This is a genomic window from Diaphorobacter sp. JS3050, from assembly GCF_013154915.1.
Taxonomy (GTDB): domain Bacteria; phylum Pseudomonadota; class Gammaproteobacteria; order Burkholderiales; family Burkholderiaceae_C; genus Diaphorobacter; species Diaphorobacter nitroreducens.
On record NZ_CP053553.1, the window covers coordinates 3,020,423 to 3,047,350 of the forward strand.

The 26,928-nt window shown below is 69.2% G+C and carries 19 protein-coding genes; 5 read left to right on the forward strand and 14 right to left on the reverse strand.

Annotated elements, in window-relative coordinates; all coding sequences use genetic code 11:
* Positions 1 to 12: 12 nt before the first annotated feature.
* Genes yaaA through queF form a run of 4 tightly spaced genes read left to right on the forward strand, consistent with a single transcriptional unit; the run spans position 13 to position 3,010 of the window.
* Positions 13 to 795, forward strand: a complete 783-nt coding sequence (yaaA, locus tag HND92_RS14500) for a peroxide stress protein YaaA (RefSeq protein WP_172209342.1) — start codon at positions 13 to 15, stop codon at positions 793 to 795.
* Positions 796 to 826: 31 nt separating this feature from the next.
* Positions 827 to 1,213, forward strand: coding sequence for a hypothetical protein (locus HND92_RS14505; RefSeq protein ID WP_172208038.1), 387 nt, complete (start codon positions 827 to 829; stop codon positions 1,211 to 1,213).
* A gap of 23 nt (positions 1,214 to 1,236) precedes the next feature.
* Positions 1,237 to 2,106, forward strand: a complete 870-nt coding sequence (locus tag HND92_RS14510; RefSeq protein WP_172208039.1) for a 2OG-Fe(II) oxygenase — start codon at positions 1,237 to 1,239, stop codon at positions 2,104 to 2,106.
* Between the two features lie 58 nt (positions 2,107 to 2,164).
* Positions 2,165 to 3,010, forward strand: coding sequence for an NADPH-dependent 7-cyano-7-deazaguanine reductase QueF (gene queF / locus HND92_RS14515; protein ID WP_011806413.1), 846 nt, complete (start codon positions 2,165 to 2,167; stop codon positions 3,008 to 3,010).
* A gap of 115 nt (positions 3,011 to 3,125) precedes the next feature.
* On the opposite strand, the gene HND92_RS14520 is transcribed toward queF, so the two are convergent.
* The 7 genes from HND92_RS14520 to HND92_RS14550 form a co-directional block, all read right to left on the reverse strand.
* On the reverse strand, positions 3,126 to 4,685 hold the full coding sequence (locus tag HND92_RS14520) for a PAS domain-containing methyl-accepting chemotaxis protein (RefSeq protein WP_172208041.1): 1,560 nt from the start codon (positions 4,683 to 4,685) through the stop codon (positions 3,126 to 3,128).
* 137 nt (positions 4,686 to 4,822) lie between these two features.
* Entirely contained in the window at positions 4,823 to 5,980 is a 1,158-nt protein-coding gene (locus tag HND92_RS14525; RefSeq protein WP_172209344.1) for a DNA polymerase IV, read from the reverse strand.
* A gap of 216 nt (positions 5,981 to 6,196) precedes the next feature.
* Positions 6,197 to 7,132: a DMT family transporter gene (locus HND92_RS14530; protein WP_172208043.1), complete on the reverse strand. Its 936-nt coding sequence runs from the start codon at positions 7,130 to 7,132 to the stop codon at positions 6,197 to 6,199.
* A 157-nt stretch (positions 7,133 to 7,289) separates the two neighbouring features.
* Entirely contained in the window at positions 7,290 to 8,462 is a 1,173-nt protein-coding gene (locus tag HND92_RS14535; RefSeq protein ID WP_172208045.1) for an alpha-hydroxy acid oxidase, read from the reverse strand.
* Positions 8,463 to 8,684: 222 nt separating this feature from the next.
* Entirely contained in the window at positions 8,685 to 10,991 is a 2,307-nt protein-coding gene (gene pbpC / locus HND92_RS14540; RefSeq protein WP_172208046.1) for a penicillin-binding protein 1C, read from the reverse strand.
* Positions 10,963 to 11,835: a methylglyoxal synthase gene (locus HND92_RS14545; RefSeq protein WP_172208048.1), complete on the reverse strand. Its 873-nt coding sequence runs from the start codon at positions 11,833 to 11,835 to the stop codon at positions 10,963 to 10,965. The genes pbpC and HND92_RS14545 overlap by 29 nt, the downstream gene beginning before the upstream one ends.
* A 78-nt stretch (positions 11,836 to 11,913) precedes the next feature.
* The gene (locus tag HND92_RS14550; protein ID WP_172208050.1) at positions 11,914 to 12,291 is read right to left on the reverse strand and encodes a YkvA family protein; all 378 of its coding nucleotides are present in this window, start codon (positions 12,289 to 12,291) and stop codon (positions 11,914 to 11,916) included.
* 144 nt (positions 12,292 to 12,435) lie between these two features.
* Between HND92_RS14550 and HND92_RS14555 the strand changes: the two genes are divergently transcribed.
* A complete protein-coding gene (locus HND92_RS14555) occupies positions 12,436 to 12,651 on the forward strand; it encodes a DUF3079 domain-containing protein (RefSeq protein WP_172208052.1) in 216 nt (71 codons plus the stop codon).
* Between the two features lie 12 nt (positions 12,652 to 12,663).
* Here HND92_RS14555 and HND92_RS14560 read toward each other — a convergent pair whose 3' ends face one another.
* The 7 genes from HND92_RS14560 to HND92_RS14590 all read right to left on the reverse strand — a co-directional run bounded on the left by HND92_RS14560 (position 12,664) and on the right by HND92_RS14590 (position 26,909).
* On the reverse strand, positions 12,664 to 13,539 hold the full coding sequence (locus tag HND92_RS14560; protein WP_172208054.1) for an endonuclease/exonuclease/phosphatase family protein: 876 nt from the start codon (positions 13,537 to 13,539) through the stop codon (positions 12,664 to 12,666).
* Between the two features lie 70 nt (positions 13,540 to 13,609).
* Entirely contained in the window at positions 13,610 to 14,431 is an 822-nt protein-coding gene (locus HND92_RS14565) for a carbohydrate ABC transporter permease (protein WP_011806423.1), read from the reverse strand.
* Between the two features lie 147 nt (positions 14,432 to 14,578).
* On the reverse strand, positions 14,579 to 15,481 hold the full coding sequence (locus HND92_RS14570) for a carbohydrate ABC transporter permease (protein ID WP_172208056.1): 903 nt from the start codon (positions 15,479 to 15,481) through the stop codon (positions 14,579 to 14,581).
* Positions 15,482 to 15,494: 13 nt separating this feature from the next.
* The gene (locus tag HND92_RS14575) at positions 15,495 to 16,790 is read right to left on the reverse strand and encodes an ABC transporter substrate-binding protein (RefSeq protein ID WP_172208058.1); all 1,296 of its coding nucleotides are present in this window, start codon (positions 16,788 to 16,790) and stop codon (positions 15,495 to 15,497) included.
* A 93-nt stretch (positions 16,791 to 16,883) separates the two neighbouring features.
* A complete protein-coding gene (locus tag HND92_RS14580) occupies positions 16,884 to 17,924 on the reverse strand; it encodes an ABC transporter ATP-binding protein (RefSeq protein ID WP_015913999.1) in 1,041 nt (346 codons plus the stop codon).
* A 323-nt stretch (positions 17,925 to 18,247) separates the two neighbouring features.
* Positions 18,248 to 20,344 carry a BCCT family transporter gene (locus HND92_RS14585; RefSeq protein WP_011806427.1) on the reverse strand — a complete coding sequence of 699 codons (2,097 nt, stop codon included), beginning with the start codon at positions 20,342 to 20,344 and terminating at the stop codon, positions 18,248 to 18,250.
* Positions 20,345 to 20,888: 544 nt separating this feature from the next.
* Positions 20,889 to 26,909: an alpha-2-macroglobulin gene (locus tag HND92_RS14590; RefSeq protein WP_172208060.1), complete on the reverse strand. Its 6,021-nt coding sequence runs from the start codon at positions 26,907 to 26,909 to the stop codon at positions 20,889 to 20,891.
* Between the last annotated feature and the right edge of the window lie 19 nt (positions 26,910 to 26,928).

Consider the following 26,928-nt stretch of genomic DNA (forward strand, 5'->3'; position numbering starts at 1 on the left):
GGAGTAATGACCGTGCTGTTCCTGCTGTCGCCCGCCAAGTCGCTGGACTACGACACCCCCCTGCCCGCCGGCCTGCCGCACACGCTGCCCGCGTTCGTGCCCGACGCACAGCGCCTGATCGCGGTGCTGCGCGAGAAGTCGCCGCAGGAAGTGGCCGCGCTGATGTCGATCAGCGACCCGCTGGCCGCCCTCAACGTGGCGCGCTATGCGGCCTGGCAGCCGCGCTTCACGGCCACCAACGCGCGCCAGGCGGTGATGGCCTTCAACGGCGACGTGTACGAAGGGCTGCAGGCACAGTCGCTCTCCCTCGAAGACCTGCAGTGGGCGCAGCAGCATGTCGCCATCCTGAGCGGCCTGTACGGTGTGCTGCGGCCGCTGGACCGCATGCAGCCCTACCGCCTGGAGATGGGCACGCGCCTGGCGACCGATGCCGGCGCCAACCTCTACCAGTTCTGGGGCGCGCGCATCGCCGAACACCTGAACCAGCGCCTGGCCGCGGACGCCACGCCGGTGGTGGTGAACCTGGCTTCGCAGGAGTACTTCAAGTCCGTGGACCGCAAGGTGCTCAGGGCGCGCGTGATCGAATGCGTGTTCGAGGACCACAAGGCCGGCCAGTACAAGATCATCAGCTTCTACGCCAAGCGCGCGCGCGGCCTGATGGCGCGCTGGGCCATTCAGCAGCGCGCGGCCACCCCGCGGCGGCTGGAGGAATTCGACCTGGAAGGCTATGCTTTCCACCCGGCCTCGTCCCAGCCCGACCGGCTCGTGTTCCGCCGCCACGCCGCCGGCAGCTAGACGGGTTCCCCTCCTTTCCTGGACGCCCCCCATGAACCACGCCGTCAAAACCGCGCACTACCCCGCCACCCAAGCCGTCGACCAGCCCTTCGAGGCCACCGTGCGCGAAGGCTGGGGCGTGTGGATCACGTTCATGCGCGAAGAATTCCTGAAAGCCACCTTCACCCGGCGCGCCGATGCGGAGGCGTTTGCCGCCCAGCACACGCATGGCGGCCAGCGGGGCCAGGTGCGGCGCATGTGGCTGCTGGTGAACGAGACGGCCGGCGAGGCTTATGCGCTCGCGTCCGACGGCGTGCAGCCGCTGCAGGGTGTAGACCTGGACTTTCGCCACCACCAGCGCCTGCAGACGCTGCGCAGCGACGTGCTGTCGCGCTTGAGCGATGCCGAACTGCAGGTGCTGGGCCTCAAGCGCACCTGAAACCTTTGCCCCGACGAAAGCCCATGCCCGATCACAGCTTCGCCTCCTCCCAGTCCGTTACGCCCGAGCTGCGCCAGTGGATCCTCGACCAGTCCGGCGCCGGCATCGCCACGCCCGCACTGATCGAGGCCATGCGCAACGCGGGCTGGGCCGATAGCGTTGCCGTGCGCGCGGTGGAGGAGGTACTGCGTGCGCATCTGGACGGCGCGGTGCAGCCGCAAGGCCTGCCGCCCGCCGTGCCGGTGCCCGAGCCCGACATCGCCGACGCGCCGCTCTTCATCGACGTGGGCGACCGCCAGGTCGAGGTGCTGATGTCGATGGCCCACCCGCGCGTGGTGCTGTTCGGCAACCTGCTGTCGCCCGAGGAATGCCAGGCCATCATCGATGCCGCACGGCCGCGCATGGCGCGCTCGCTCACCGTGCAGACCACCACCGGCGGCGAAGAGGTGAACGCGGACCGCACCAGCGACGGCATGTTCTTCCAGCGCGGCGAGACGCCCGTGGTGCAGCGGCTGGAAGAGCGCATCGCCCGCCTGGTGCGCTGGCCCATCCAGAACGGCGAAGGCCTGCAGGTGCTGCACTACCGCCCCGGCGCGGAATACAAGCCGCACTACGACTACTTCGACCCCGACCAGCCCGGCACCTCCACCATCGTGCGCCGCGGCGGCCAGCGCGTGGCAACGCTGGTGATCTACCTGAACAACCCGCTCAAGGGCGGCGGCACCACCTTCCCCGACGTGCCCCTGGAAGTGGCGCCGCGCCAGGGCAATGCGGTGTTCTTCAGCTACGAACGGCCCCACCCCAGCACGCGCACGCTGCACGGCGGCGCCTCGGTGATCGAGGGCGAGAAGTGGATCGCCACCAAATGGCTGCGCGAACGGGAATTCAAATGAAATGGGCCGCTAGCGCTTATTCGACAAGCGCTAGCAGCTATCCAATCCATAGCACACAATGAACACCCCGGAACACTCCCAGCTCGGCAAGGCCTCGGCCTATGCCGACCAGTACGACGCGTCGCTGCTGTTTCCCATCCCGCGCGCGGACAAGCGCGCCGAGATCGGCATCGACGGCAACGCCCCCTTCTTCGGCGCGGACCTGTGGACGGCGTTCGAGCTGTCGTGGCTCAACCTGCGCGGCAAGCCGCAGGTGGCCATCGCCCACATCACCGTGCCCTGCGAGACGCCCCACATCGTCGAGAGCAAGTCGTTCAAGCTGTACCTGAACAGCTTCAACAACACCCGCTTTGCCAGCGAGGCCGAAGTGCGTGCGCGCATCCGCGCCGACGTGAGCGAGGCCGTGTGGCGCGGCGCCGAGCATCCCGGCACCGTGGGCGTGACGCTGCTGCTGCCCGAGGCCTTCGACCGCGAGCCCATCCACGAGCTGGACGGCCTGCTGCTGGACCGCCTGGACGTGGAATGCACGCGCTACCAGCCCGCGCCCGAGCTGCTGGCCGCACACCATGACGAGGCCCCGGTGACCGAGACGCTGGTGAGCCACCTGCTCAAGAGCAACTGCCTGGTGACCGGCCAGCCCGACTGGGGCAGCGTGCAGATCACCTACAGCGGCGCGCAGATCGACCAGGCCGGCCTGTTGCAGTACCTGGTGAGCTTTCGCAACCACAACGAATTCCACGAGCAGTGCGTGGAGCGCATCTTCATGGACATCTGGACGCGCTGCCGCCCCATCAAGCTGGCCGTGTACGCGCGCTACACACGCCGCGGCGGCCTGGACATCAACCCCCTGCGCACCAGCCACCCGCAGCAGCTGCAGCGCAACGTGCGCACCGCGCGGCAATAAAGCGGCAATCGCATGGCAGCCGCGCGCCCGTAGCAGCACAGGGCCCGGCACCGCCCCATGCAGCCGGTGGCCGCGCGTGCCTTTTCACCGAAAGCGCCACGCGCTGGACGGCCCGTCAGCCCAGGCGGAACACATCCACGCTGCGGCCCAACGAAGTCACGCCTGCGCGCAGCGCCTGGGCCGCGGCGGCCGACTCCTCCACCAACGCGGCGTTCTGCTGCGTCACGCTGTCGAGCTGGACGATGGCCTCGTTCACCTGGCCGATGCCTTCGGACTGCTCGCGCGTGGCGGTCGTGATCTCCTGCACCTGGGTGCTCACGCGCCGCACCGCATCCACCATCTCCTCGATGGTGCGGCCCGCCTGCGCCATGCGCCGGTTGCCATCGGCGATGCCGTCCACCGTCTGGCCGATCAGGCCGCTGATCTCCTTGGCGGCGGTGGCACTGCGCTGCGCCAGCGCGCGCACCTCGCCCGCCACCACGGCAAAGCCGCGGCCCTGCTCGCCCGCGCGCGCGGCTTCCACCGCGGCGTTGAGCGCCAGCAGGTTGGTCTGGAAGGCAATGCTCTCGATCACGCCGATGATCTCGCCCATGCGCGCCGACGAGCGGCGGATGTGCTCCATGGACTGCGCCACCTCGGCGATGGCGGCGCCGCCGCGGCTGGCCACGGCCATATTGCGCTCGCTCTCGCTCGCCATCTGCGCCGCCGCATCCGCCGTGTGGGCCACGGTGCTGGCCAGTTCCTCCATGGCAGCTGCCGTCTGCTGCAGGCTGCCGGCCTGCGCTTCGGTGCGCGCCGACAGTTCGCGTCCGCCCTGCGCCACCTGCGTGGCGGCGGAAGAAAAGCCCTGCACTTCGGTGCGCACATCGCCCACCACGGCGCGCAGGTTGATCTGGATCTGCACCAGACGGCGCATGAGCGCTCCCAGCGACGCCGAATAGTCGGTGCGCGCCGTGGTGGCCAGGTTGCAGCCCGCGATGTCGCCGGCAAACCGCTCGGCCTCCTCCAGCGCGGTCGAGAAGTGGCGGTGAAAGTAGTTCAGCATGACGCCCGCGCCCAGCCCCAGCGCGGCAGCCCGCCACGCCACGGCCGCCCAGCCCGCAAGGCCCAGCACGTCGGGCAACAGTACGGCGAAGGACAGCACCGCCAACGTAAGGGCCATGTGTGCCGTAAGGCCCAGGCGTACCAGGCGCTCCACCCAGCCGCGTGGGCCGGCGTGCAGCAACTCGCCCTCGCGCAGCACCAGCGTGACGCGGCCGGACTGTGCCTCGGCGCGCATGCGCGCATACAGAGCGTCGGCCGCGGCCACCTCGTCGGCCGATGGCTTCACCCGCACCGACATGTAGCCCACGGGCTTGCCGCGTTCCAGCACCGGCACCACGTTGGCGCGCACCCAGTAGTGGTCGCCGTTCTTGCGGCGGTTCTTGACCAGCCCCGTCCAGGGCTTGCCGCGGCCGATGGTGGACCACAGGTCCTTGAAGGCCGCCGGGGGCATGTCGGGATGGCGGACGAGGTTGTGCGGCTGGCCCATGAGTTCGTCATGGGAATAGCCGCTCACCCGCGCGAACGCGGGATTGCAGTGGGTGATTTCACCCCGGGTATTGGTGAGAGACACCAGCAACTCATCGGCGGGATAGTCATACCCGCGGCCCGTGACCGGGACGTTCACACGCATGCAGAACCTCTGAAAGGACAAACGGCCCCTCTGCGGGGCTGTCAGGAATGTGAGTAAACGAGTGTAACTTTTATGAAATTCCCCCTAGATTTACGTCAAGCAAATTCGCACCAACATGGTGCGACATCCCGACCCCATCAGAACAACGGCGCGCTTTCGCCCCAACCCGCCGCCTGCTGGGCAACGGCTGCCTGGGGCAGCAGGTTGCCCACGCGCACGCCCAGCAGGCGCAGGCGCTTGGTCAAGGGCACGCGTTTGAGGCACAGGCCCGCCACGCGGCGGATGGTGGCCGCATCCTGGGTGAAGTCCGCCACTGTCTGATCGCGGGTGGCGATCTTGAAATCGTCGTAGCGCAGCTTGATGCCGATGGTGCGGCCGGCGTAGCCCTTAGCAATCAGGTCCCCCGCCACCTGCTCGCACAGTGCGGTGAAGATGCGGCCCAGTTCGGCGCGGTCGTGCACCGCGTGCAGGTCGCGCTCAAAGGTGGTTTCGCGGCTCATGGAGACGGGCTCGCTCTCGGTCACCACCGCGCGCTCGTCGCGCCCCCAGGCCGCGTCGTGCAGCCAGGCACCGTAGGAACGCCCGAACTGCTGCATCAGCCACGGCAGCGGCCGCTGGGCCAGTTCGCCAATGGTGCGGATGCCGTGGGCGAGCAGCCTGGCCTCGGCCTTGGGGCCCACGCCGTTGATCTTGCGGCAGTCCAGCGGCCAGATCAGGTCTTGCAGGTCGCCTGGCTGCACGATGGAGATGCCATTGGGCTTGTTGAACTCGCTCGCCATCTTGGCGATGAGCTTGTTGGGCGCCACGCCGATCGAGCAGGTCAGCCCCGTGGCGTCGAAGATGCTCTTCTGGATCAGCCGCGCCAGCACCCGCCCGCCGTCGCGCTGGCCACCGGGCACTTGCGTAAAGTCGATGTACACCTCGTCCACGCCGCGGTCTTCCATGACGGGCGCGATGGAGAGGATCACTTCCTTGAAAAGCCTGGAGTAGCGGCGGTAGGCAGCAAAGTCCACCGGCAGCAGCACGGCCTGCGGACACAGGCGCGCGGCCTTCATCAACCCCATGGCCGAGCCCACGCCGAACTGGCGCGCCGCATAGGTGGCGGTCGTGATCACGCCGCGGCCCGCGTAGTCCTTCAGCAGCGCAAACGCCGCCACCGGAATATCCCCCGGCCGCCCGGCGTAGGCAGCGGCCAGCGCTTCGTCCTGCGGGCGGCGGCCGCCGCCGATCACCACGGGCAGCCCCTTGAGCTGCGGGTAGCGCAGCAGTTCGACGGAGGCGTAGAACGCATCCATGTCGAGGTGGGCGATGCGGCGATCAGAGGCAGTAGCGGTCACGGCCGCAATTGTCGCGCGCTGCGCGAGTCGTGCCGCCCAGGAAACTGGCGCGCCCCCCGGCGTGGGCCACCGCGCAAGGGCCGCCCCGCCGCGCTGGTGGCGTCCCCCTGCCCGCATTGCGCGGCAATGCGAGAGCGGGGGGAAGGCGCGAAGCGACTCAGGGGATGTTTCTCTTCACACGCCCTGCAGGCAGGTCAGCACCAACCCCACCAGCATCAACGCCATGCCGATCTTCTCGGGCCGCGTGAAGGACTCGCTGAACAGGCGGCGCGATACCAGGTAGCTGAACACCACCTCCACCATGCCCAGCGTGCGCACGGCGCCCGTGGTCTGCATGGCGTAGGCGGTGAACCACGCCAGCGACGCGGCCGCACCCATGCTGCCCGCCACCAGCGACATGCGCCACGCCGGCCACAGCGGCGCCAGGCCCCGCTCGTTCTTGAGCGCCACCCAGGCGCCCAGGCCCAGCGTCTGCAGCGTCTGCGCGATCAGCACGCCCCAGGCGCCCGACAGCCACGGCGTCTCGGCCCCCAGTGCCAGCGCCCCGCCGCGAAAACCCACCGAGGCGATCGCAAAGCTGGCGCCGCAGGCCAGGCCATAGAGCGCAGGGCGGCTCAGCCAGGCCGCAGGCGACAGCAGCTGCCCGCGCGGGGGCAGCGACAGCAGCAGCACGCCCAGCGTGGCCACCATCATCGCCAGCAGCGCGAGCGGCGTGGGCAGTTCGTGCAGGAACACGCTGGCGAACAGCGCCACCTGCAGCACCTCGGTCTTGGACAGGGTCACGGCCACGGCGAAGTTGCGCTCGGCCATGGCCAGCAGCAGGAAGGCCGTGCCCGCGATCTGGAAGAACGCGCCCAGCGCGATCCAGCCCAGGTAGGCGGCGCTGAAATGCGGCACGGCCGGCGGCTGCGCGGGCCAGGCGTACAGCAACGCCAGCCACACGCCGGCAAACGGCAGGCCGTAGAGAAAGCGCACCAGCGTGGCGGGCAGCGTGCCCAGCTCGGCGGTCAGGGAGCGCTGCGCGGTGTTGCGCACGGTCTGCGCCAGCGCGGCAAACAGCACCACGGGCACCCAGAGCCAGGGTGCAACGGCGGTCAGGGAGGAGGTCATGCGCCGCCGAGCATAGCCAGCGCCATCGCCGCGCAGCCCCTGCGATTGGCGAGGGGCGCCTCAGCCCATGGCGATGGCCATCCTGAATACCCGACGCCAAATCGGCCGCCAGCGCTTATCTATCAAGCGCCAGCAGCTATTAAAACAATAGTGCGCGTCAGCTCTGCGGCGCGGTGGGATAGGTGCCGGGCACGAGGATGGAGCGGCCCACGTTCTGGATGTTGGTGTGGCCGCAGAAGGCCATGGTCACGTCCAGCTCCTTGTGGAGGATCTGCAGCGCCTTGGTCACGCCCGCCTCGCCGAATGCGCCCAGGCCATACACCATGGCGCGGCCGATCATGGTGCCGCGCGCGCCCAGCGCCCAGGCCTTGAGCACGTCCTGGCCGCTGCGGATGCCGCCGTCCATCCACACCTCGGTCTGCGAGCCCACGGCATCCACGATGGCTGGCAGCGCGTGGATGGAGGACGGCGCGCCGTCCAGCTGGCGCCCGCCGTGGTTGCTGACCACGATGGCGTCGGCGCCGTGCTGCACGGCCAGGCGCGCGTCCTCCTCGACCATGATGCCCTTGAGGATCAGCTTGCCGCCCCACTGCTCCTTCACCCAGGCCACGTCGGCCCAGGACAGGCGCGGGTCGAACTGCTCGTTGGTCCAGGCGGCCAGCGAACTCATGTCCGACACGCCCTTCACATGCCCCACCAGATTGCGGAAGGTGCGCCGGCGCGTGCCGGCCAGCCCCAAGCACCACTGGGGCTTGGTCATGAGGTTGATGATGTTGGCCAGCGTGGGCTTCGGCGGCGCGGTCAGGCCGTTCTTGATGTCCTTGTGGCGCTGGCCGATCACCTGCAGGTCCAATGTGAGCACCAGGGCGCTGCACTTGGCGTCCTTGGCGCGCTGGATCATGCGGGCCATCGCATCGCGGTCGCGCATCATGTACAGCTGGAACCAGAACGGCGCGCTGGTGTTTTCGGCAATGTCCTCGATGGAGCAGATGCTCATCGTGGACAGCGTGAACGGAATGCCGAACTTCTCGGCCGCGCGCGCGGCGTGGATCTCGCCGTCGGCATGCTGCATGCCCGTGAGGCCCACGGGCGCGATGCACACGGGCATCTTGGCCTGCTGCCCCACCAGCGTGGTGGCCGTGGTACGCCCTTCCATGTTCACCGCCACGCGCTGGCGCAGCTTGATGGGGTGGAAGTCGTCTTCGTTGGCGCGGTAGGTGCTCTCGGTCCAGGAGCCCGAGTCGGCGTAGTCATAGAACATGCGCGGCACGCGGCGTTCAGCGACCACGCGCAGGTCTTCGATGCAGGTGATTTTGGACAGGTCGGCCACGGCAAATCCCTCGGGCTGTGCGAGCGTGCCGCGCCTGGAGCGCCAGCGAATGGCCGGCGCCTTCCCAGTCCGGCAGGCTCTTGGTGAGTGCGTTGACGGAAAAGCGTGGATCGTAGTCCCAGCCCGGCGCCGCGTGCTTGAAGGATTTGAGCGCGCTGTGAAAATTTTGCAGCGCGGGCGCGGGCGCGGGCACCAGGCACCGGGCTCGCACGTGCCGCTGCGTCAGCGCCGCGCGCGCACGCCCGCGCCGCGCACCTCGATCTGCACCTGGTCCAGTACCTTGCCCTGGGCGTCCACCAGCTCCACGCGGTGGCGGCCCGGCCAAGGCAGCCATGCCCACTGCGCGCCGCTGCCGGCCATCCGCCCGTCGATGCGCCAGCGCACCGCCGCGCGGCCCACACCGCCCGCCGTGAATTGCAGGCGCTGGTGCGCGGGCGGAATGTCCGGGTCCAGCGCCACCACGGTGCCCGACGCCGGCGCCAGGATGCGCGCCGCTACCGCCTCAGGACTTGCATCATTTGTGCCTGTAACGCCCGTCTCGCTTGCGCCACCAGCTTCACTTTCGATAGCAAATAACGCTTGCTGCGTGCCGCCCATGAACCACTCCTGCCGCGCACCCTCCAGCGGCTGGCCGCCGTCGCCCGGCCCGAAGCGCACCGCCTGCCGCACCAGGCCCTGTGGCGGGCGCGGCGCGCGGCTGGGCGTGCTGCGGTGCAGCCAGCCCATGACCTCGGCCCAGATGGGTGCTGCGCCGCTGGTGCCGCTCACGTCATGCATGGCGGCGCCGCTGGCGTTGCCCACCCACACGCCCACGGTGTAGCGCTGCGACCAGCCCACGGCCCAGTTGTCGCGCATGTCCTTGCTGGTGCCGGTTTTCACCGCCATCCAGAAGCGCGTGGCCAGCACGCTGTCGGTGCCAAAGGTGCGCATGCGCGCGTTGGCATCCGACAGGATGTCCCCCACGATGAAGGCCGCGCCGGCATCCAGCGCCGGCGTGAACGCCGGGCGCTGCGCAGGCGCATAGGCCACGGGGCTCAGGCGCCCGCCGTTGGCCAGCGCACGGTAGGCATTGGTCAGGTGCAGCAGCGGCACCTCGCTGCTGCCCAGCGCCAGGCTGTAGCCGTAATAGCCGCCCGATTCCGGCAGCGGCAGCCCCAGGCGCCGGAGTTGCTCGAAGAAGGCGTCGGGCGTCACCATCACCAGCGTGCGTACCGCCGGCACGTTCAGCGAGGCGGCCAGCGCGGTGCGCGCGGACACCCAGCCCTTGAACTGGCGGTCGTAGTTCTGCGGGATGTACAGCCCGCCGGCGGTGGCGATGTGCGCGGGCGAATCGTGCACCAGCGAGGCGGCCGTGAGCCGTCGCTCGGCAATCGCCTGCGCGTACAGGAAGGGCTTGAGCGTGGAGCCAGGCTGGCGCAGGGCCAGCACGCCATCCACCTCGGCCGCCTGGCTCAAGGGGCCGGACGAGCCCACCCAGGCCAGCACCTCGCCCGTGGCGTTGTCCAGCACCACCAGCGCGGCGTCTTCCACGTTGCGCCCGCGCAGCTCGCGCAGGTGGCGCGTGAGCGTGTCCACCGCCATGCGCTGCAGCGGCGCGCTGAGCGTGGAGCGCACGCGCTGCGCGGCAGTGCCATCCCGCGATGCACCATCTTGCGACACGCGCTCCTGCGTGCGCCCAGCCTGGCGCAGCAGCTGGCGCGCAAAGTGCGGCGCGATGCCCTCGCTGGCGTCGAACGCGCGGCGCTGCAGCGCGGCGGTGGTGAAGAGGTCCAGCGCGTCGCAATCGGTACCCCGCGCGCCGCTGTGGCCCGCCCGTCGCATGTCGCGCAGCACGCCGCAGGCGCGCCGGGCCACCAATGCGGGCCGCGCATTGGGCGCGCGCACCAGGGCCGCGGCCACGGCGGCCTCGCGCTCGTCCAGGCCGTGCGCGGCCTTGCCGAACAGCGTGCGCGCCAGCGCGTCGATGCCCACGATCTCCCCGCGAAACGGCACCAGGTTCAGGTACGCCTCCAGGATCTGGTCCTTGCGCCAGCGTCGGTCCAGCACCTGTGCGGCCACGGCCTGCCCCAGCTTCTGCGGCACGCTGCGCCCACCGGGGCCCTGGCGCAAGAAATCGGCATCCGGGCCGTCGAGCAGCCCCGCCAGCTGCATGGTCAGCGTGCTGGCGCCGCGCGTGCGCTGGTTCCACAGGTTGCCCCAGGCGGCGGCCGACACCGCGGCCCAGTCCACGCCGCTGTGCTCGTAAAAGCGCCGGTCCTCGCTCAGCACCAGCGCCTGGCGCAGCGCGGGCGACACATCGGCCAGGCCCAGCCACTGGCCGCGGCGCACGGTGGCGTCGGTACGCAGGCGCTGCAGCACCTCGCCCTCGCGCGAAAGCACCAGGGTCTCGGACGAGCGGAAACTGGCGCGCACCTCATCGAACGTGGGCAGCGCCAGGCTGACGGTGCTGGCCAGCGCCAGACACGCCGCCGCGAGGGCGCGTCGCCACCTCACAGGCGCATCACCGCGTGGCGCGCAGTGCGGCCGCATCGCACCAGCGCTGCGCCACCTGCGGCGAGGTGGTGCATACCGCGTCGTGCGTGGCGGTGGTCACGGCGCGCTCCAGCAACTGGATGTCGGCCTCGTGCTGGCGCGCCACGTGCGGGTCCTCGAAGAAGATGGCGCGGTGGCAGCGCCGCTGCAGCACCCAGTCGGCAATCTGCGCGTCGCCGCCCAGCGGGCCGCTGTTGAAGCGCTGCACCCAGGGCGTATCGGCGGGCCAGCCGCGCGCCCAGGCCAGTTCGTTCAGGCGCTGGCCCGTGGTGCCCGTGGCCACGCGCTGGCGAAAGCGCGAGAGCAGCTCGAAGTTGCGCGCCGCAAAGTCCAGCATGGCGGACTTCATCGCATCGTGGGCGATCAGCGCCAGCGTCTGCGCGCTGTAGTCATGGAAGCGGTCGGCATTACGGTCGGCCGGCAGGCCGGCATGCATGCGCTCCATTTCCACCCAGTCGCGCGCGCTGGCCACGGTGGACAGGAACGGCTTGCCGTGGATCACGCACTGGCGCTTGAGCGCCAGCGCCTCCGGGAAGATGGACGACGGGTCCACCGGGTCGATGAGGTAGATGGCGCCGTCCAGCGTGCGGCCCGGCTCGGGCATGCCCACCACCTCGGCCACGAGCTTCATCAGCCCGCCCTCGCGCCCATAGGGGTAGCGCACCAGCGGCCGGTAGCCCTGCAGCATGCCGGCGGCGGCGATCGCATCATGGGTGCGGCCCACGGTGTGCAGGCCCAGCCGCAGTTCGCGTATGCCCGCCTCGCAGGCGCGCAGGAAGGCGAACAGCGCCCCGTCTTCGGTATGGTGGTGCAAACGGTTGGCGGCTAGACCCATCAGCATGTGCAAAGGCTTTCAGACGAAGAAGAGGGACAACTGCCGAGCATAGTCGCAGCCGCACACGCCACCGCTGCCGCGACCTTACCGACCACGCCACCAGGCGAAGAGCAGCACAGCCAGCAGCACCCACAGCATGATGATGATCGCCGCGGCCAGCCAGCTGCGCGGGCGCGCCAGCATGCGCGCGGCACGCTCGCGCGCGGCCAGCAGCACCGGCGGCGGCAGCAGGCGCAGCACCAGCGCCAGGCCCAGGGGCACGATGAGCAGGTCGTCCAGATAGCCCAGCATGGGAATGAAATCGGGCACCAGGTCAATGGGGCTCAGCGCATAGGCGGCCACGGCGAGCGCCAGCAGGCGCAGCGCCCAGGGGGTACGCGGGTCGCGCGCAGCCAGGTAGACGACGAGCACGTCGCGCTTGAGCGCACGCGCCCATTGCTTGGCGGTTTGCAGCAGTCCCATGGCGTGTTCAGGCGGGGTGATTCATCCAAAGGGCTGCATCGTACGAGCTGCCCCGCGCGGAAATGGCTTGATGTACATCAAAACCCCACTGGGATCGGGTGACGACAGTGGCTGCATTCCCCCTTCGACACCCTCCCCTGCCCCATGGCCAAGAAGTTTCCGCTGAACCCCGCACATCCCGAGCGCACGTGCTGGGGCTGCGACCGCTACTGCGCCGCCGATGCCATGCAGTGCGGCAACGGATCGGAACGCAGCCAGCATCCGGCGGAGCTGTTCGGCCCCGACTGGGCCGAGTGGGAGTCGCCTTCTGCCGGCGAGGCGCCTGCACAGCAGCAGCCCGCCGCATCACAGCCAGCCTGACCGCGCCGCCACTCATTCCAGCACCAGCAGCACGGGCTGGTGGTCTGATGCCTGCGTCACGCCATCGACCCGCACCGCGCGCACCCGGCTCCTCAGCGAATCACTGACCCAGATGAAGTCACAGGCCAGCGGCTGCGGCGCATAGGTCTGGTCGAACACGCAAAACGTGGGCGGCTGCGGCGCGCCGGGGTGCAGCAGTCGCCATGCATCCCACAGCGGGGGCTGGCCTGCCTGACCCGCGGTCGCGCCCTCCTCGTCCGCCAGCGCAGCGGCCAGCACGGCGTATTCAGGCTCGTGCGCCTGCAGGTTGAAGTCGCCGCACAGCACGGCATGGGGCGTGTGCGCCTTGGGCTGGAACGGCGAGCCGTCGGCCAGGCCCTGCGGCGGCTGCGCGGCCTGCGCGCAGGCCTGCAGGTGCAGCGCACGCAGCGCCAGCGCCTGCGCCATGCGCTGGGGCTTGGAGTAGTACTCCAGGTGCGTGGTCATCACGCGCACCGGGCCCAGCGCGGGGTCCTGCACGGTGAGCACGCTGCACAGGCGCGGCATGCTGCGCACGCCGGCATCGGGCGGGTATGGCAGCGGGTGGTGCTGCAGCTGCAGCACGGGCAGGCGCGTGGCGATCAGGTTGCCAAAGCGCTGGCGGCCCGCGGCGGTCCACTCGTCCACCGCCGCGCCAAAGAACACCTGCCAGCCTGCGGGCAGCGCGGACTGCACCTGCGCCACCTGGTCGCCGGGCGCACCGGCCAAGCCGGGGTAGTTCACCGCGATCTCCTGCAGGCACAGCACATCCACGTCGCCCAGCGCCAATGCGTATTGCACGATGCGCGCGGGGTCCACGCGGCCGTCCAGGCCGCGGCACCACTGGGTGTTCCAGGTGACGAGCTGCATGGTTTACTCCTGAAAACAGAGCTGCTCGCGCTTGCTGCACGGGCGCTGGAGGCTGATTTGGTTTGAATTGCTACTTGATGCCCGCGCGCATGAAGCTTTGCACGAACTGGCGCTGAAAGAGTATGAACCCGATGAGCAGCGGCGCGGTGGACATCAGCGTGGCCGCGGTGATGAGCGACCATTCCACGCCCTGCTCCACCGACGAGAACACCTGCAGCCCCACGGTGAGCGGGCGGGATTCCACGCTGTTGGTGATGATGAGCGGCCACAGGAAGTTGTTCCAGTGAAAGCTCACCGACACCAGCGCAAACGCGGTGTACACCGGCCGCGCCAGCGGCACGTATACGCGCCACAGGATCTGCAGGGCGCTGGCGCCCTCCACGCGCGCAGCTTCGTCCAGCTCCTTGGGAATGCCCATGAAGGTCTGGCGCAGCAGGAAGATGGCAAACGCCGAGGCGAAGTACGGCAGCCCGATGGCCACCAGCGAGTCCACCAGGCCCAGGCGGCCCATGGTCTTGTAGTTCTCGACCAGCAGGATGTCGGGCATGACCATGAGCTGCACCAGCACCAGCGCGAAGGCCACGTTCTGGCCGCGAAAGCGATAGCGCGCGAAGGCATAGGCCGCCAGCGTGGACAGCACCAGCTGCGCGGCCAGGATCATCGCCACCAGCACGGTGGTGTTGAGGAAGTAGCGCGCGAAGGGCGCGGCCTCCCAGGCGCGGCGGAAGTTCTCCAGCGTCCAGGGCGCCAGCAGATCGAAGCGCGTGGCGTACTCCGCGGGGTGAAAGGCCGTCCACACCGCATAGGCCAGCGGCAGCAGCCACAGCAGGGCCAGCGTCCAGGCGGCCAGGGTGTCCAGCAGGGTGACCTGGTACAGCGTATTGGTTCTCATGGCGCGTCGCGCCCTCCTAAGGGATGAAACCGGCACCACCCAAGCCAGGGCCGCCGTGCAAGGGCCGCCCCGCCGCACGGGCAGCGTCCTCCTTCCCACGCGCAGCGTGAGAGAAGGGGGAAGCGGTGCAGCGCTCAGGGGGTTGTTTCACTGGTAATGCACCCGTTTGTCGAACACGAAGAACTGCACCAGCGCCACGCCGGCCAGCGCCACCACCAGCACCACCGTGAGCGCCGCGGCATAGCCCGTGTCCCAAAACTTGAAGCCCACCTCGTACAGGTGGTACAGCAGCAGCGTGGAAGCGTTGTCCGGCCCGCCGCGCGTGAGGATGAAGAGATGGTCCACCAGACGGAAGGCGTTGATCACGGCATTGACCAGCACGAACAGCGTGGTGGGCATGAGCAGCGGCCACTGCACGCGGCGAAAGAAGTACCAGCGCGACGCGCCCTCGATGGCCGCAGCCTCCTTCAGGCTGGGGTTCAGCGTCTGCAGCGCGGCCAGGTAGAAGATCATGAAGAAGCCCGCCTCCTTCCACACCGCCACCACCGTGACGCAGGCCAGCGCCGTCGCCGGGTCGCCCAGCCAGTTGCGCGACGGCAGCCCGAGCAGGCCGGTGATCTGCTCCAGCAGCCCGTACTGCGGCGTGTAGAAGAACAGCCAGATGTTGGCCACGGCGATCATCGGCAGCACGGTGGGTGTGAAGTACGCCATGCGCACCCAGGTGCGCCCGACCATGCGTTCATTCACCCACAGCGCCATGATCAGCGCCAGCCCGATGGACAGCGGAATGGTCGCGCCGGCGAACCACAGGTTGTTGCGCACGGCCTGCCAGAACACGGGGTCGTCCGCCATGGCCGCATAGTTCTCCAGCCCCACCCACACCCCCGCACGGCCGCCGCGGGGCGTGGAATGGAAGCTGTCGATCAGCGTGGCCAGCGTGGGCCAGTGCGTGAAGGCCACCAACAGGACCAGGGCCGGAAGCAGCAGCAGCCAGGCGTGCACAGCACGCTGACTGCTGCCCGCATCCGGCGTGCTGCGCATCACCGGCATGGGAGGCCCACCCTTACTTGTAGCTGCGCAGAATGCGGTCGGCCTCGCGCTGAGCGTCCTTCATCGCTTGCGCCGAGGTCTTGGTGCCGTTCAGCGCGGCCTGGATGGCGTCGTTGAGCACCTTGGTCACGCGCTGGTTGTCGTGCGTGGAGAACTCGGCCACCGATACCGGCAGTTGGTCGCGCGCCACCAGCGCGGGCGGGAAGTCCTGGCCGTACTTCTTGAGTGCGGGTGTGTCATAGGCGGCCTGCGACACGGCCACGTAGCCGCTGTCCATGCTCCACTGCGCGGCGCGCTCGGGCTGGGTGATCCACTTGGCGAACTCGAACGCGGCCTGCTGCTGCTCTTGTGGCGCCGTCTTGAAGATGTAGAAGTTGCCGCCGCCCGTGGGCGAGCCCTTGCGCAGGTTGCCGGCAATCTGGGCCACGCCGAAGTCGAACTTGGCGTTGTTCTTCACGTTGGTCAGGTTGCCCGTGGTCGTGATGATGATCGCGGCCTTCTTCTCGAAGAAGTCCTTGGGCGTCGTGCCCCACTCCACCACGCCCTTGGGGTGCACGCCTTCCTTGGCCAGGTTGACCCAGAAGTCCAGCGCCTCGATGACCTTGGGGTGGTCGAAGGTGACCTGGGTGCCGGCCCCGTTGGCCAGCAGCACGTCGTTGGGCGTGGTCAGCGTCTGCAGCATCCAGTAGGCAAAGCCGGTGGACGGGATCTGGATGCCGTACTGTGTCACGTTGCCACTGGCGTCCTTCTTGGTGAGCTTGTGCGCCGCTTCCTTCAGTTCCTTCCAATTCTGGGGTGCCTTGTGGGGGTCCAGGCCGGCTTCCTTGAACGCGTCCTTGTTGTAGTACATGACCACGGTGGAGCGCTGGAACGGCACGCCCCAGGTCTTGCCGCCCGTCTGGCTGTTGGCCATGAAGGCCGGGTAGAAGCCCTTGAGCCAGGCACGATCGGCGTCGGTCTTCACGAAGTCGTCGATGGGGGCGATGGCGTCCTCGTCGATCAGCGTGAACATGTCGGTGGACAGCAGCACCGACGTGGCCGGCGCCTTGCCGGACTTGTGCGCGGTGAGCGCCTTGACGATGGTCTCCTGGTACGTGCCGGCATAGATGGGCACCACCTTGTACTGCGGATGCGCCTTGTTGAAATCGGCCGCGTAGCCGTCGATCACCTTGGTGATGGGGCCGCCCACGGCCACGGGGTAGTAGAACGGCACCTCCACCGGGGTCTGCGCATGGGCGGTAACGGCACACAGCGCCATGGCCGCGAGGGCGGGCGCAGCCAAGGTCTTCAAAAACATCTTGCGTTGCATTGCGAAAGCTCCTGAGGTCTGGAAAGAGTGGAGAGAGGAAACGAAAGGCAGCGCCGTGCACGCGCATGCGGCGCAGGCTGCGTAAGAAGTGGCTCAAGCCGCCAGGCGCTGGCCCTGGGCGTCAAAGAAATGCTGGTCGTGCCCGCACCACCGCAGGCGCACACCCTGCCCGTTGGCTGCGGGGGCGTGCTGCCCCGGCGCGCGCACGGTGATGAATTCGGTGCCGATAGCGCAGCGCAACACGGCATCCGCGCCCAGGTATTCCTGGCTGTGCACGGAGGCGGCCACGCCGCTCGACCCACCGCTGCCATCGTCCAGGGCCACGGCCTCGGGACGCAGGCCGAGCCAGTGCGCCTGCGTGCGACCCACGGCGATGTCGGTGCCCGCGATGCGGCCCTGTTCCAGTCGCACCAGGTTCATGGCAGGCGTGCCGATGAAGCGCGCGGCAAAGGTGGAAGCGGGCGCGGCGTACACATCGCGCGGCGGCGCGCACTGCTCCACACGCCCCTGGTGCAGCAGCACCACCTGGTCGGCCATGCTCATGGCCTCGGCCTGGTCGTGCGTCACGTACACCACGGTGAGGCCCAGGCGCTGCTGCAGCTCACGCAGCTCGGTGCGCATCTCCTGGCGCAATTGCGCATCCAGGTTGGACAGCGGCTCGTCCATCAGGCACACGCGGGCCTGGGCCACCAGGGCGCGGCCCAGCGCCACGCGCTGCTGCTGCCCGCCGGACAACTGTGCGGGCCGACGCTCCAGCAGCGGGGCCAGGCCGAGCAGCTCGGCGGCTTGCGCCACGCGCTGCGCGGCCTCGGCCTTGGGCACCTTGCGCACCGCCAGTCCAAAGCCGATATTCTGCGCCACGCTCAGGTGCGGAAACAGCGCATAGTTCTGAAACACCATCGCGATGCCACGCCGCGCCGGCGGCAGCTGCGTGACGTCCTGCCCGTCGATGCGCACGCTGCCCGACGTGGGTGACTCCAGCCCGGCGATGATGCGCAGCGTGGTCGATTTGCCGCAGCCCGAGGGTCCCAGCAGCACGCAGAAAGAACCGGGCTCAATGCGCAGGTTCATGGACTGCAATGCCGTGGTGCTCCCCCAGGACTTGGCAACCGCATCAAGTTCGATCAGTGACATCGCGGCAGTGTAGGGACCGCTTGTGACGCTGGCGTTACGCACAAGCGCACTGCCAGGGCCCCTGCGGTCCTGGTCCTTTACCCGCCGCGCTTTCATTACCAGCAATGGGGAATGCAGAGGGTGATCGCCAGGTGCGGCCACATGACTTGCCACGATCCACGTAGCCACCTGCGATTCGTGCACAGGCCCTGCGGACCTATTGGGCCCCATTGGCTGCATACCTCAGATACACCGCCCTTTCTCTCGGGCTGAGCCCTCCTCAGGCCCGTGGCGAACAGGGGCAGGTCTGGCGTATGCATCCCATCACGCGGATTGGGTTCTGCTCACACGGGCCCGTCGTGGCCTGGGGCGCGGTTGAGCAGCTGCGTGCTTTGACTGGCACTGGCCGACAGATAGCGCTCGTAATGCCGAAGGATGTCCGCAATGACCTCTTCGCCACGCAGGTACTGGATGTCGTAGCCCGATCGCCCGTCGGCAAAAAAGGTGATGGGCTCCACCACGTAGAGCCGCTCCTTGTCCTGCGGCGCCACCTCGGCCAGCATGAAGCCCGGCAGCTTGCGCCGCACGGGGCGCACGCCATAGACAAAATCGCGCAGCTCGGGCATGGGGATGGTCAGGCGGATCTGGGCGGCATCGGGGTCGGCAACGGCGGTGTCGTCCTGCACATGCGCCTGCACGCCGCGGCGGCCCAACTCTGCCACCACATCGCGCATGGCGGGCAGCACCGTGGCCTGCATGAAGCGCAGCACGTCAGCGCGCGTGGGCTGGTGCACGATCTGCTCCAGCCGCTTGCGCCAGTGCTGCCCGCTCCAGAAGTTGGTGGCCATGGCCAGATCTTGCGAGGCATGGGCGCGGTCGGCCTGCATGGCGCGCCACAGACCCCAGCACAGCGCCACCATGATGGCCGCCACGGGCAGGGCAGCCGCCAGCGTCAAGGCCTGCAGCGCCTTGAGGCCGCCCGCCACCAGCAGCACCGCCGCCGTCACGCCCAGCACGGCGGCCCAGAACAGCCGCTGCCACACCGGCGAGCGCGGGTTGCCTCGCGTTGCGATCGCGTCCAGCACGTACGCGCCCGAGTCGGCAGATGTGATGAAGAACACCGAGATCAGCACGATGGCCAGCCACGAAACGATTTTCACGAACGGCAGGTACTCGAAGAAGCGAAACAACAGCGCATCCACGTTACCAGCCGTCTGGGCCAGCGCGCCCTGCGCAACATGGGTGTCAATCCAGATGGCACTGTTGCCAAACGCCGTCATCCACAGCAGGTTGAATGCGGTGGGCACGAGCAGCACGCCGACGATGAATTCGCGCACAGTACGCCCGCGTGAGATGCGCGCAATGAACATGCCCACGAAGGGCGACCAGGAGATCCACCATGCCCAGTACAGCACCGTCCAGTCGCCGTACCAGCCGGGCTGCTGCGGTGCCTCGTAGGCAAAGGTGCGCAGCGACATCTGCACCAGGCCGGAGAAATAGTTGCCGACGTTCTCGCTCAGCGCCTGGAACAGATGGACGGTGGGCCCGAAAGCGATGACGAAAGCCAGTAGCACGAAGGACAGCGCCAGGTTGAACTCGGACAGAACGCGCACCCCTTTGTCCAAACCCGTGACGGCTGACAGCCCGGCCAGGATCGCCACCACGGCGACCACGGCCACGCGAAACAGCGCGGTGTTGGTGTCCCAGCCGGTCAACAGTCCAATGCCTGCAGCCAGCTGCAGCGCGCCATAACCCAGCGTGGTGGCAATGCCCGCGATGGTACCCACGAGCGCGAAAGCATCCACCGTATGTCCGATGGGCCCGTTGATGCGCTGCTGCAGCAGCGGGTACAGGCCCGACCGCATGGTCAGCGGCAGGTTGTAGCGAAAGCCGAAATACGCCAGCACCAGTCCCATGGTGCCGTACACCGCCCAGGCATGAAACCCCCAGTGAAAAAACGTGGACTGCAGGGCCTCGCGCGCCGCGTTGGCCGTGCCTGCCGGCGCCATGGGCGGTTTGATGTAGTGCTGCAGCGGCTCGCCCACGCCAAAGTACATGAGCCCGATGCCCATGCCTGCGGCAAACAGCATCGCGGTCCACGACAGAAAGCTGAAATCGGGCTTCGCATCATCGGGGCCCAGGCGGATGTCGCCAAAACTGCTGGCCGCCACCAGCGCCAGAAAGACCAGGAACAGCGTCACCGCTGCGCTGTAAAACCAGTCAAAGTGGCCCACCACCCAGACCTGCACACCGGTGAAAAAGCGGACAGCCTGCTGCGGGAACATGCCGCACAGCACCAGCAGCAAGCCCAGCACCAGCAATGACGGAACCACCACCGGAGCCGAAAACGTAAACCGTGGGCCTGCCTCGGAGCCAGCCGCAGGCGGCTGCCCCTGCGGCCCAGAGCCGTGACCGCCAGAGAGGGAGCGTTCATTCGACATAGGAACTCCTTGGAGCAGTGCATGACGAGCAGCAGGCGTGCATCGCGGCACGCGCCAGTCAGCATACAGCGCCACGAAGCGATGCGCACGCCGTCAGTCAAGGTACTCCAACTCGGTGCGAGCGACGCGCCCCTGGCGGGCCGTCACCTACCCAATGTGGCGCGAGAACGTCTGTGCATCGCCAGGGGTAGTGGACAGCCGTGCATCCCCACCGCCCGGGGTCATCCCGCCCGTCAGCGCCCTCTGCACACACCCGTTCGCACCGTCCCTCGATGTCAACTCTGGCGAAGGCTGCACCTCGAACGGCCGGAGCCTTGCCCGAGGCGCCGCACGCCAAATACGCCCAATGGACCGTGAACAGCCTGAGCAGCGCCGCCCGCGCCGGACTGGGCGGAGGGAACGGCAGGCACGGCAGCAGCCAGACGCACGACCAGGCCAGCGACCGGCAACGGCGGCGCCGCGAATGGACCTGTAAACGGCCTCACCGATCGCCAACACAGCGCCTGAAGCAACCAAAAAAATTGCTTTCAGTCACGCTGCTGCCCTATTTCGCCGCCTCGACCTTCACCCGCGCATTCGGTGCCTCGCCGAACATCTCGGGCGCGTACAGTGCCTCGACGCGGCTGGGCGGCAGCGCAAAGTCGCCCGCATTGTTCAGGCGCACGGTGTACTGCATCGTCACCGTGCCCTTGGGCAGGTACTCGTAGTAGCTGCGGAAGGACTCGAAGCCGCGCTCCTCGAACGCGGGCCAGCCCCGGCCCTCGGTTTTTTCGCCCTGCGTGGCGATTTCGGAGTCGCGCCCCAGGCCGCTGCCCAGGATGGTCGCCCCTGCGGGGATGGGATCGGTGATCGCCACCCAGGTCATGTCGGCCGTACCGGTCACCTCCAGCGTCACGCGCAGCACGTCGCCGCGCGAGTAGCTGCCCGCGGGCAGTGCCTTGTCGGCCTGCTCAACCGGCGTGACCGTGCGCTTGAGGGTGTAGCCCGCGCTGAACGGCTGCTGGCGCGGCACGGCCGCCACCGACTGCAGCGTGAGCCACGGCTTGCCCGGCCCCTGGTGCGTGACCACGAGCGGCTGCGCCGCGCCAGCGCCCGTGCCCCACGGCAGGAACATGCCGTTGTTCTTGAGCATGCCGGGCGCCGCTGGCGCGCCGAACCAGCGGGTCTGGTGCGCAGCGCCCGTGGCGTCGCTGGCCTTGGCCGGCTCCACCTTGGCCCAGTCCACGCTGGCGCTGTGGCCGCCCAGCGTAGCGCGGGTGGTGCCGGCCACCGGCGTGGACTCGAAGCGGGCGCTGAACTTCTCCAGCGCCAGCCCGCCCCACAGGTTGGCTGTGGTGGTGTGCCATGCGCCGCCCTGCTGGCGTGCGATGAAGCCGCTGGCCAGGCGCCCCATGTCGTCCTTCCACGCGGGGTCGTCCAGCACGGCCAGCATCAGGCGCGCGGTGTTCACGTCGCCGTTCTGCATCAGCCACCACCAGTAGTCCTGCTGCTCGGTGCTGAACAGCAGCTTGGTGCCCTGGTAGGACAGGCGGCCCTTGAGGATCTGCATCGCCTCGGCCAGGCGCTGCTCGCGCTGCGGCACGCCCTGCACCCGCTTGAGCACATTGATCCAGTCGATCACCGCGTGCGTCGGCCACTGGTTGGGCGCGATGGTGATGCTCTCCAGCAGCCGCGCCGGGGCATGGCCCGTGCGCGACAGCGCCTCGATGGCCGCCAGCTTGCGCAGGTCCAGATCCTTGCGCGGGCTCCAGAAGTCGCGCTGGATGCGTCCTTCCACGAAAGCCGTCAGCCCACGCTCCATGGCCTCGCGCACTTCAACAGGCAGCGTGAACTCGGGGTACAGCGCGGCCGCTTCGTGTGTGGCGGCCAGCAGGTAGGCGGTGAGCGTGTCGCTGCCCCGGTTCGCACTGCCTTCGCTCGGCGGGAAGTAGTAGGCCAGGCCGTCGCCGTCCAGGTAGGTGGGCATCTGCGCGGCCACGCTGCGCCACAGCGCGGCATCGCGCAGGCCGATGGCCTTGCTGGTCTTTTGCTCCAGGCAGGCGAACGGGTAGTTGGCCCACCAGTCGCGCACGCCGGGCAGGCCCTCGGCCAGCCGGGGCTGCAGCGCCAGCTTGAGGCCGCCGCGCCCCTGCAGCGCGCCGGCGGGCGGCGCCGCCTCGGTCTGGAAGCTGCCGTCCAGCTGCACCAGCGTGGCCTGCTGCACGGCCAGCGGCACGGCGGGCACCAGCCGCTGGGTCACCTTGAGCGCATCGCGCGCGCCGCTGACCGTATCGCGCGCCTCGATCTCCCACAGCAGCGCCTGGGCACGCGTCTGGGCCAGCTGCGCGGGCGCGGTGACCGACCACGCCACCTCGCGCGACTCGCCCGCGGGGATCTCCACGGTCTGCTGGTTCAGCTGCAGCAGCGTGGCACGCGGCGTGACCTCGACCTTCATCGCCGCCTTGGTGGTGTTGCGCAGCGTGAGCTGCGCGCGGAACTGGTCTTCCTCGCGCACCAGCGGCGGCAGGCCGCTGATGATCTGCAGGTCCTGCGTGGCGCGGATCTGCGTGGCACCGGTGCCGAACAGGCCCGTTCCCGCATCCGCCACCGCTACCACCTTGAAGGTGGTGAGCGCGTCGTTGAGCGGCACGGTCACCTGCGCCCGGCCGTTCGCGTCCAGCTGAATGGCGGGCCGCCACAGCAGCAGCGTGTCCAGCAGCTCGCGCGTGGCCGTGTGGCCGCCGCCGCCGCCCGCGGGCACGGCCTTCTTGCCGTAGTGGCGCCGGCCGATGATCTCCATCTGCGCGGTGGAAGTCTCCACGCCCCACGCCCGGCGCTGCAGCATGGCCTCCAGCAGGTTCCAGCTGGTGTTGGGCATCAACTCCAGCAGCGCCTGGTCCACGGCGGCCAGCGCCACCTCGGCGCCGGCGGCGGGCTTGCCGTCCGGCAGCGTGGCGGTGATGGTGACCTGCGCCTTGCCGCGCACCGGGTAGCTGTCCTTGTCGGCCTTGACCTGCACCGCGATCTGGTGCGCGGCATGGCCCACACGCAGCTCGGCCACGCCCAGCCGGTAGGCGGGCTTGGACAGGTCCACCATGGCCGTGGGTGCGACGTACTCGCGGCCCTCGTACCAGAAGGCGTTCCACCATTCGCGCGGCGCCTTGAAGCCCCAGGTGAAGAAGCTGTACCAGGGCACCTCGCGCAGGCGCCCGCGCAGGGCCAGCACGCTCACGTAGACGTTGGGGCTCCAGTCCTGCCCGATCTGTACCTGCACCGTCGGGTCCTGGCCATTGAGCTGCACCACGCGCGTGTCGATGATGCCCTCGCGTTCCACGCTGACCAGCGCAGTGGCATGGCGAAACGGCATGCGCACCTGCAGCCGCGCGGTCTCGCCAGGCTGGTAGCTCTTTTTCTCGGGCAGCACGTCGATGCGGTCATGGTCCTCGCCGCCAAACCACAGCTCGCCGCGCCGCGTGACCCAGACGGAGGACGCGGCCTGGGCCTCGTTGCCGTCCTTGTCGCGCGCGGTGACCACCAGCTCCACCTCGCCGGGCTCGTCCAGCTTGGCGTCGCACAGCAGCAGGCCGCGGCTGTCGCTTTTGCCGGTGCACACGGTGCCCAGGTCCTTGGTCTCGGTCTTGTTGTCGTAGCTGTAGAAGCCCCCCACCATGCGTTTGCGGCTGGTGGTGGTGACATGCGCGATGGCCTGCACGGCCAGTGGCACTCCGGCCTGGGGCTGGCCCTGCAGCGACAGCGCCAGCGCCTGGAAGCGCACGCGGCTCGCAGCCGATGCCCAGCCCTCGGTCTTCACGCCAGCCACCACGGCGGCCGGCCACAGCGTGTGCGTGCTGCGCACCGTCTGCACCTCGCCATTGGGGTCGGCATAGGTGGCCTCCAGCACCAGGTCCTGCGCCTGGCGGGCCGGGGGCAGTTCTTCGATGGTCACGCGGCCCGCGCCGCTCTTGTCCAGCGTGAGCGCCAGCTTGTCGGCCACCACGCGCGTGTCCTGCCGCGCCGCGGTCTCCTCGTCGTCATCGCCCGCCTGCGCGCCGCGCTTGCGGGGCGGCTGAAAGCTGAAGGCGTCGAAGTCGCCGAACTGCAGGAACTTGCCGCGCACCATGGCCGACACCCGCACCGGCAACTGGCCGGCAGGGCCGCCAGACACGTAGCCCACCCGCACGTCGGCCGGCACCGAGCGCACGCGCACCAGCGGCTTGCTGTCCGCGGGCGCGATACGCCCTTCCAGCACCGGCAGGCGGAACTCTTCCACGCGGAAGCTCCCGGACTCGAACGAGCGCTCGCCCCCATTGACGTCAGCGCCGCGCAGCTCCACCTGGTACAGGCCCAGCTTGGCCGCCGGCGGCACCGCGAACTCGCTGGTGGCCGACAGGCCGCCCGTGCGCGTCTTGCGCCACTGCAGCGGCTGGGTGAACTGCTGGCCGCTGCCGACGTGGGTGATCGCCAGTTCCGACGGCCGCTCCTGCGGCAGCGCAAAGCCCTGGCGGTTCTGCAGACGCAGCACGTGCTTCATGGACACGGTCTCGCCCGCGCGCAGCAGCGTGCGGTCGAAGATGGTGTGGGCCACGGTATCCGGGCGCGGGTCGCTGCTGGTGGGCAGGTTGAAGCGCCAGGGCTCGATGCCGCGCTGCCAGTCGCTCCAGGCAAAGGCCAGATCCTCCACCCCGTCCGCGCCGCGGTGGCGCGCGCTCACGAAGTAGGCCTGCGAGCCATCGCCGTAGTCGTCGTAGCCGTCTGCGTCGCCGCAGCGCGGCGGCTCGGGCGACAGTCCGTCAAAGCGCGCAATACCCTGCGCATCGGTCTGCGCCTGGGCCAGCAGGCGGCCCCGGCAATCGGACACGCGCACGCTCGCGCCCGGCACGGGCTGCCCCTTGTCCAGCGTGGTCACCCAGGCCAACGCGTTCTCGCGGCCCAGCTTGAAATGCACACCCAGGTTGGTCACCAGCGCCGCCGTGCGCACATACATGGTGCGGCCGGCGCCGTGGCGCTCGTCCAGCAACGCGCCGCCCAGCGCCTGCGACGCCACCTCCACCACATGGAAACCCGGCGCCAGCGGTATGCCCACGACCTCGAACGGCCGCGGGTCCGCTGCCGCGGCGCGGGGCAGCTCCAGCGCCTTGGCGCCGCTCTGGCCGGCCAGCAGCGACAGCATGCGGGTCTGCACGTACTCCTTGTTCTCCTGCCCCTGCAGCGGCTGGGGCAGGGTGCTCACGCCGTCCCTGCGGGCCTGCCCACGCTCCACCAGCGCGCCGTGGTAGCGGCGCACCTTGCGCATCCAGGCGATGATCTCCGCATCGCCGCCGGGCTGCAGCGTGCGCACCCGGCCTGCCGGCGCCTCGGGGGTGGACGCAGGTTGCAGGCCCTGCACGCGCAGCGCGGGTTCCACCTTGCGCAGCGTCACGGGCAGCAGCGCGGGCGGGTGGTCCTCGGCCGGGCCTTCGGCAAAGCGCTCGACGATGCCAAAAGGCGCCGCCGCAAACTTGGCCAGCGGCGGCATGCCGCCCGTGGCCACCTTGAGCGGGAAACTCGCCGCATTGCGCGGCGCGCGCCCCGCGGCATCGCGAAAGTCCGCCGGCAGCTCCACCGTGAAGGACGTGCTCTCGGCCAGCGGCACGCCAAAGCGCACGGCATTCACCAGCGTATCGCCCGGTTGCGCGGCCGTGCCCTCCCCTTCGCCCTCAAAGCGCGGCAGCAGCGTCTCGTAGCTGGACTTCAGCCGTATGCCCGCCGCCACCTTGCGCGACACGGGTGCGTTGAACGACAGCACCATGGGGCGGATCGGCAGGCACGCGGCCTGGGCGTTCTCGCGCTCGCACTGGAACTCCACGGCAAAGGGCTCGCGCACCTGGAAGGCAAAGCGCTTTTCCACCGTGTTCGCCACGCCGCTGGGCGTGGCCACGCCCTTGCCGAAGACAAGCTGCATGCGCGTGCCCGAGGTCAGGCGGCGGTTGCATGCCAGCGTGGCGTATTGCAGCGGCGCCTGCGCGGCGCGCTTGTCCAGCCCGAGGGCCTTGAGGATGTCGCCGCGCTGCGCACCTTCGACCAGGCGCACAGGCACGCGCTCGCCCACGCCGTCCAGCGCGCACCAGGCATGGCTGCGCAGGCTGTCCTGCGTGGCCGCGCCGTTCAGTTGCAGCACGAACACCTGCTCCTCGTCGATGGACTGGTAGGTGCCGGGCAGGATGCGCCGGACAAACGGGCCGCCACTATTGAACTGATAGCTTTTCGCGCCCGACAGCTCTGCGCCGGAGGCCGATTTGAACCCCGACCTGGCGGTGGCCGTGCAGCGCACGCCCGGCGGCAGGTCGCGCGCGAAGTCGAACACCCATTCGCGCTCGCCCGTCCAGCGGCCCGTGCCCTTGGCCGCATCGGCGTCGCTGCACTGCACCGTGAAGGGAGCCGGCGCCTGTGGGTCGCCAAAGCGCACGGCGGCCGCGTCAAACCGCGCCACCACCTGGCGCACCTGCGCCACCTCGCCCTGGGGCGAAAAGCTGCTCACCTGCAGCGCCTGCGCGCCGCCCGCCAGCAGTGCGCCACCCGCGGCAACCCACCGTATCCATGTATTCAAGAGATCCCCCCTGCAGTGC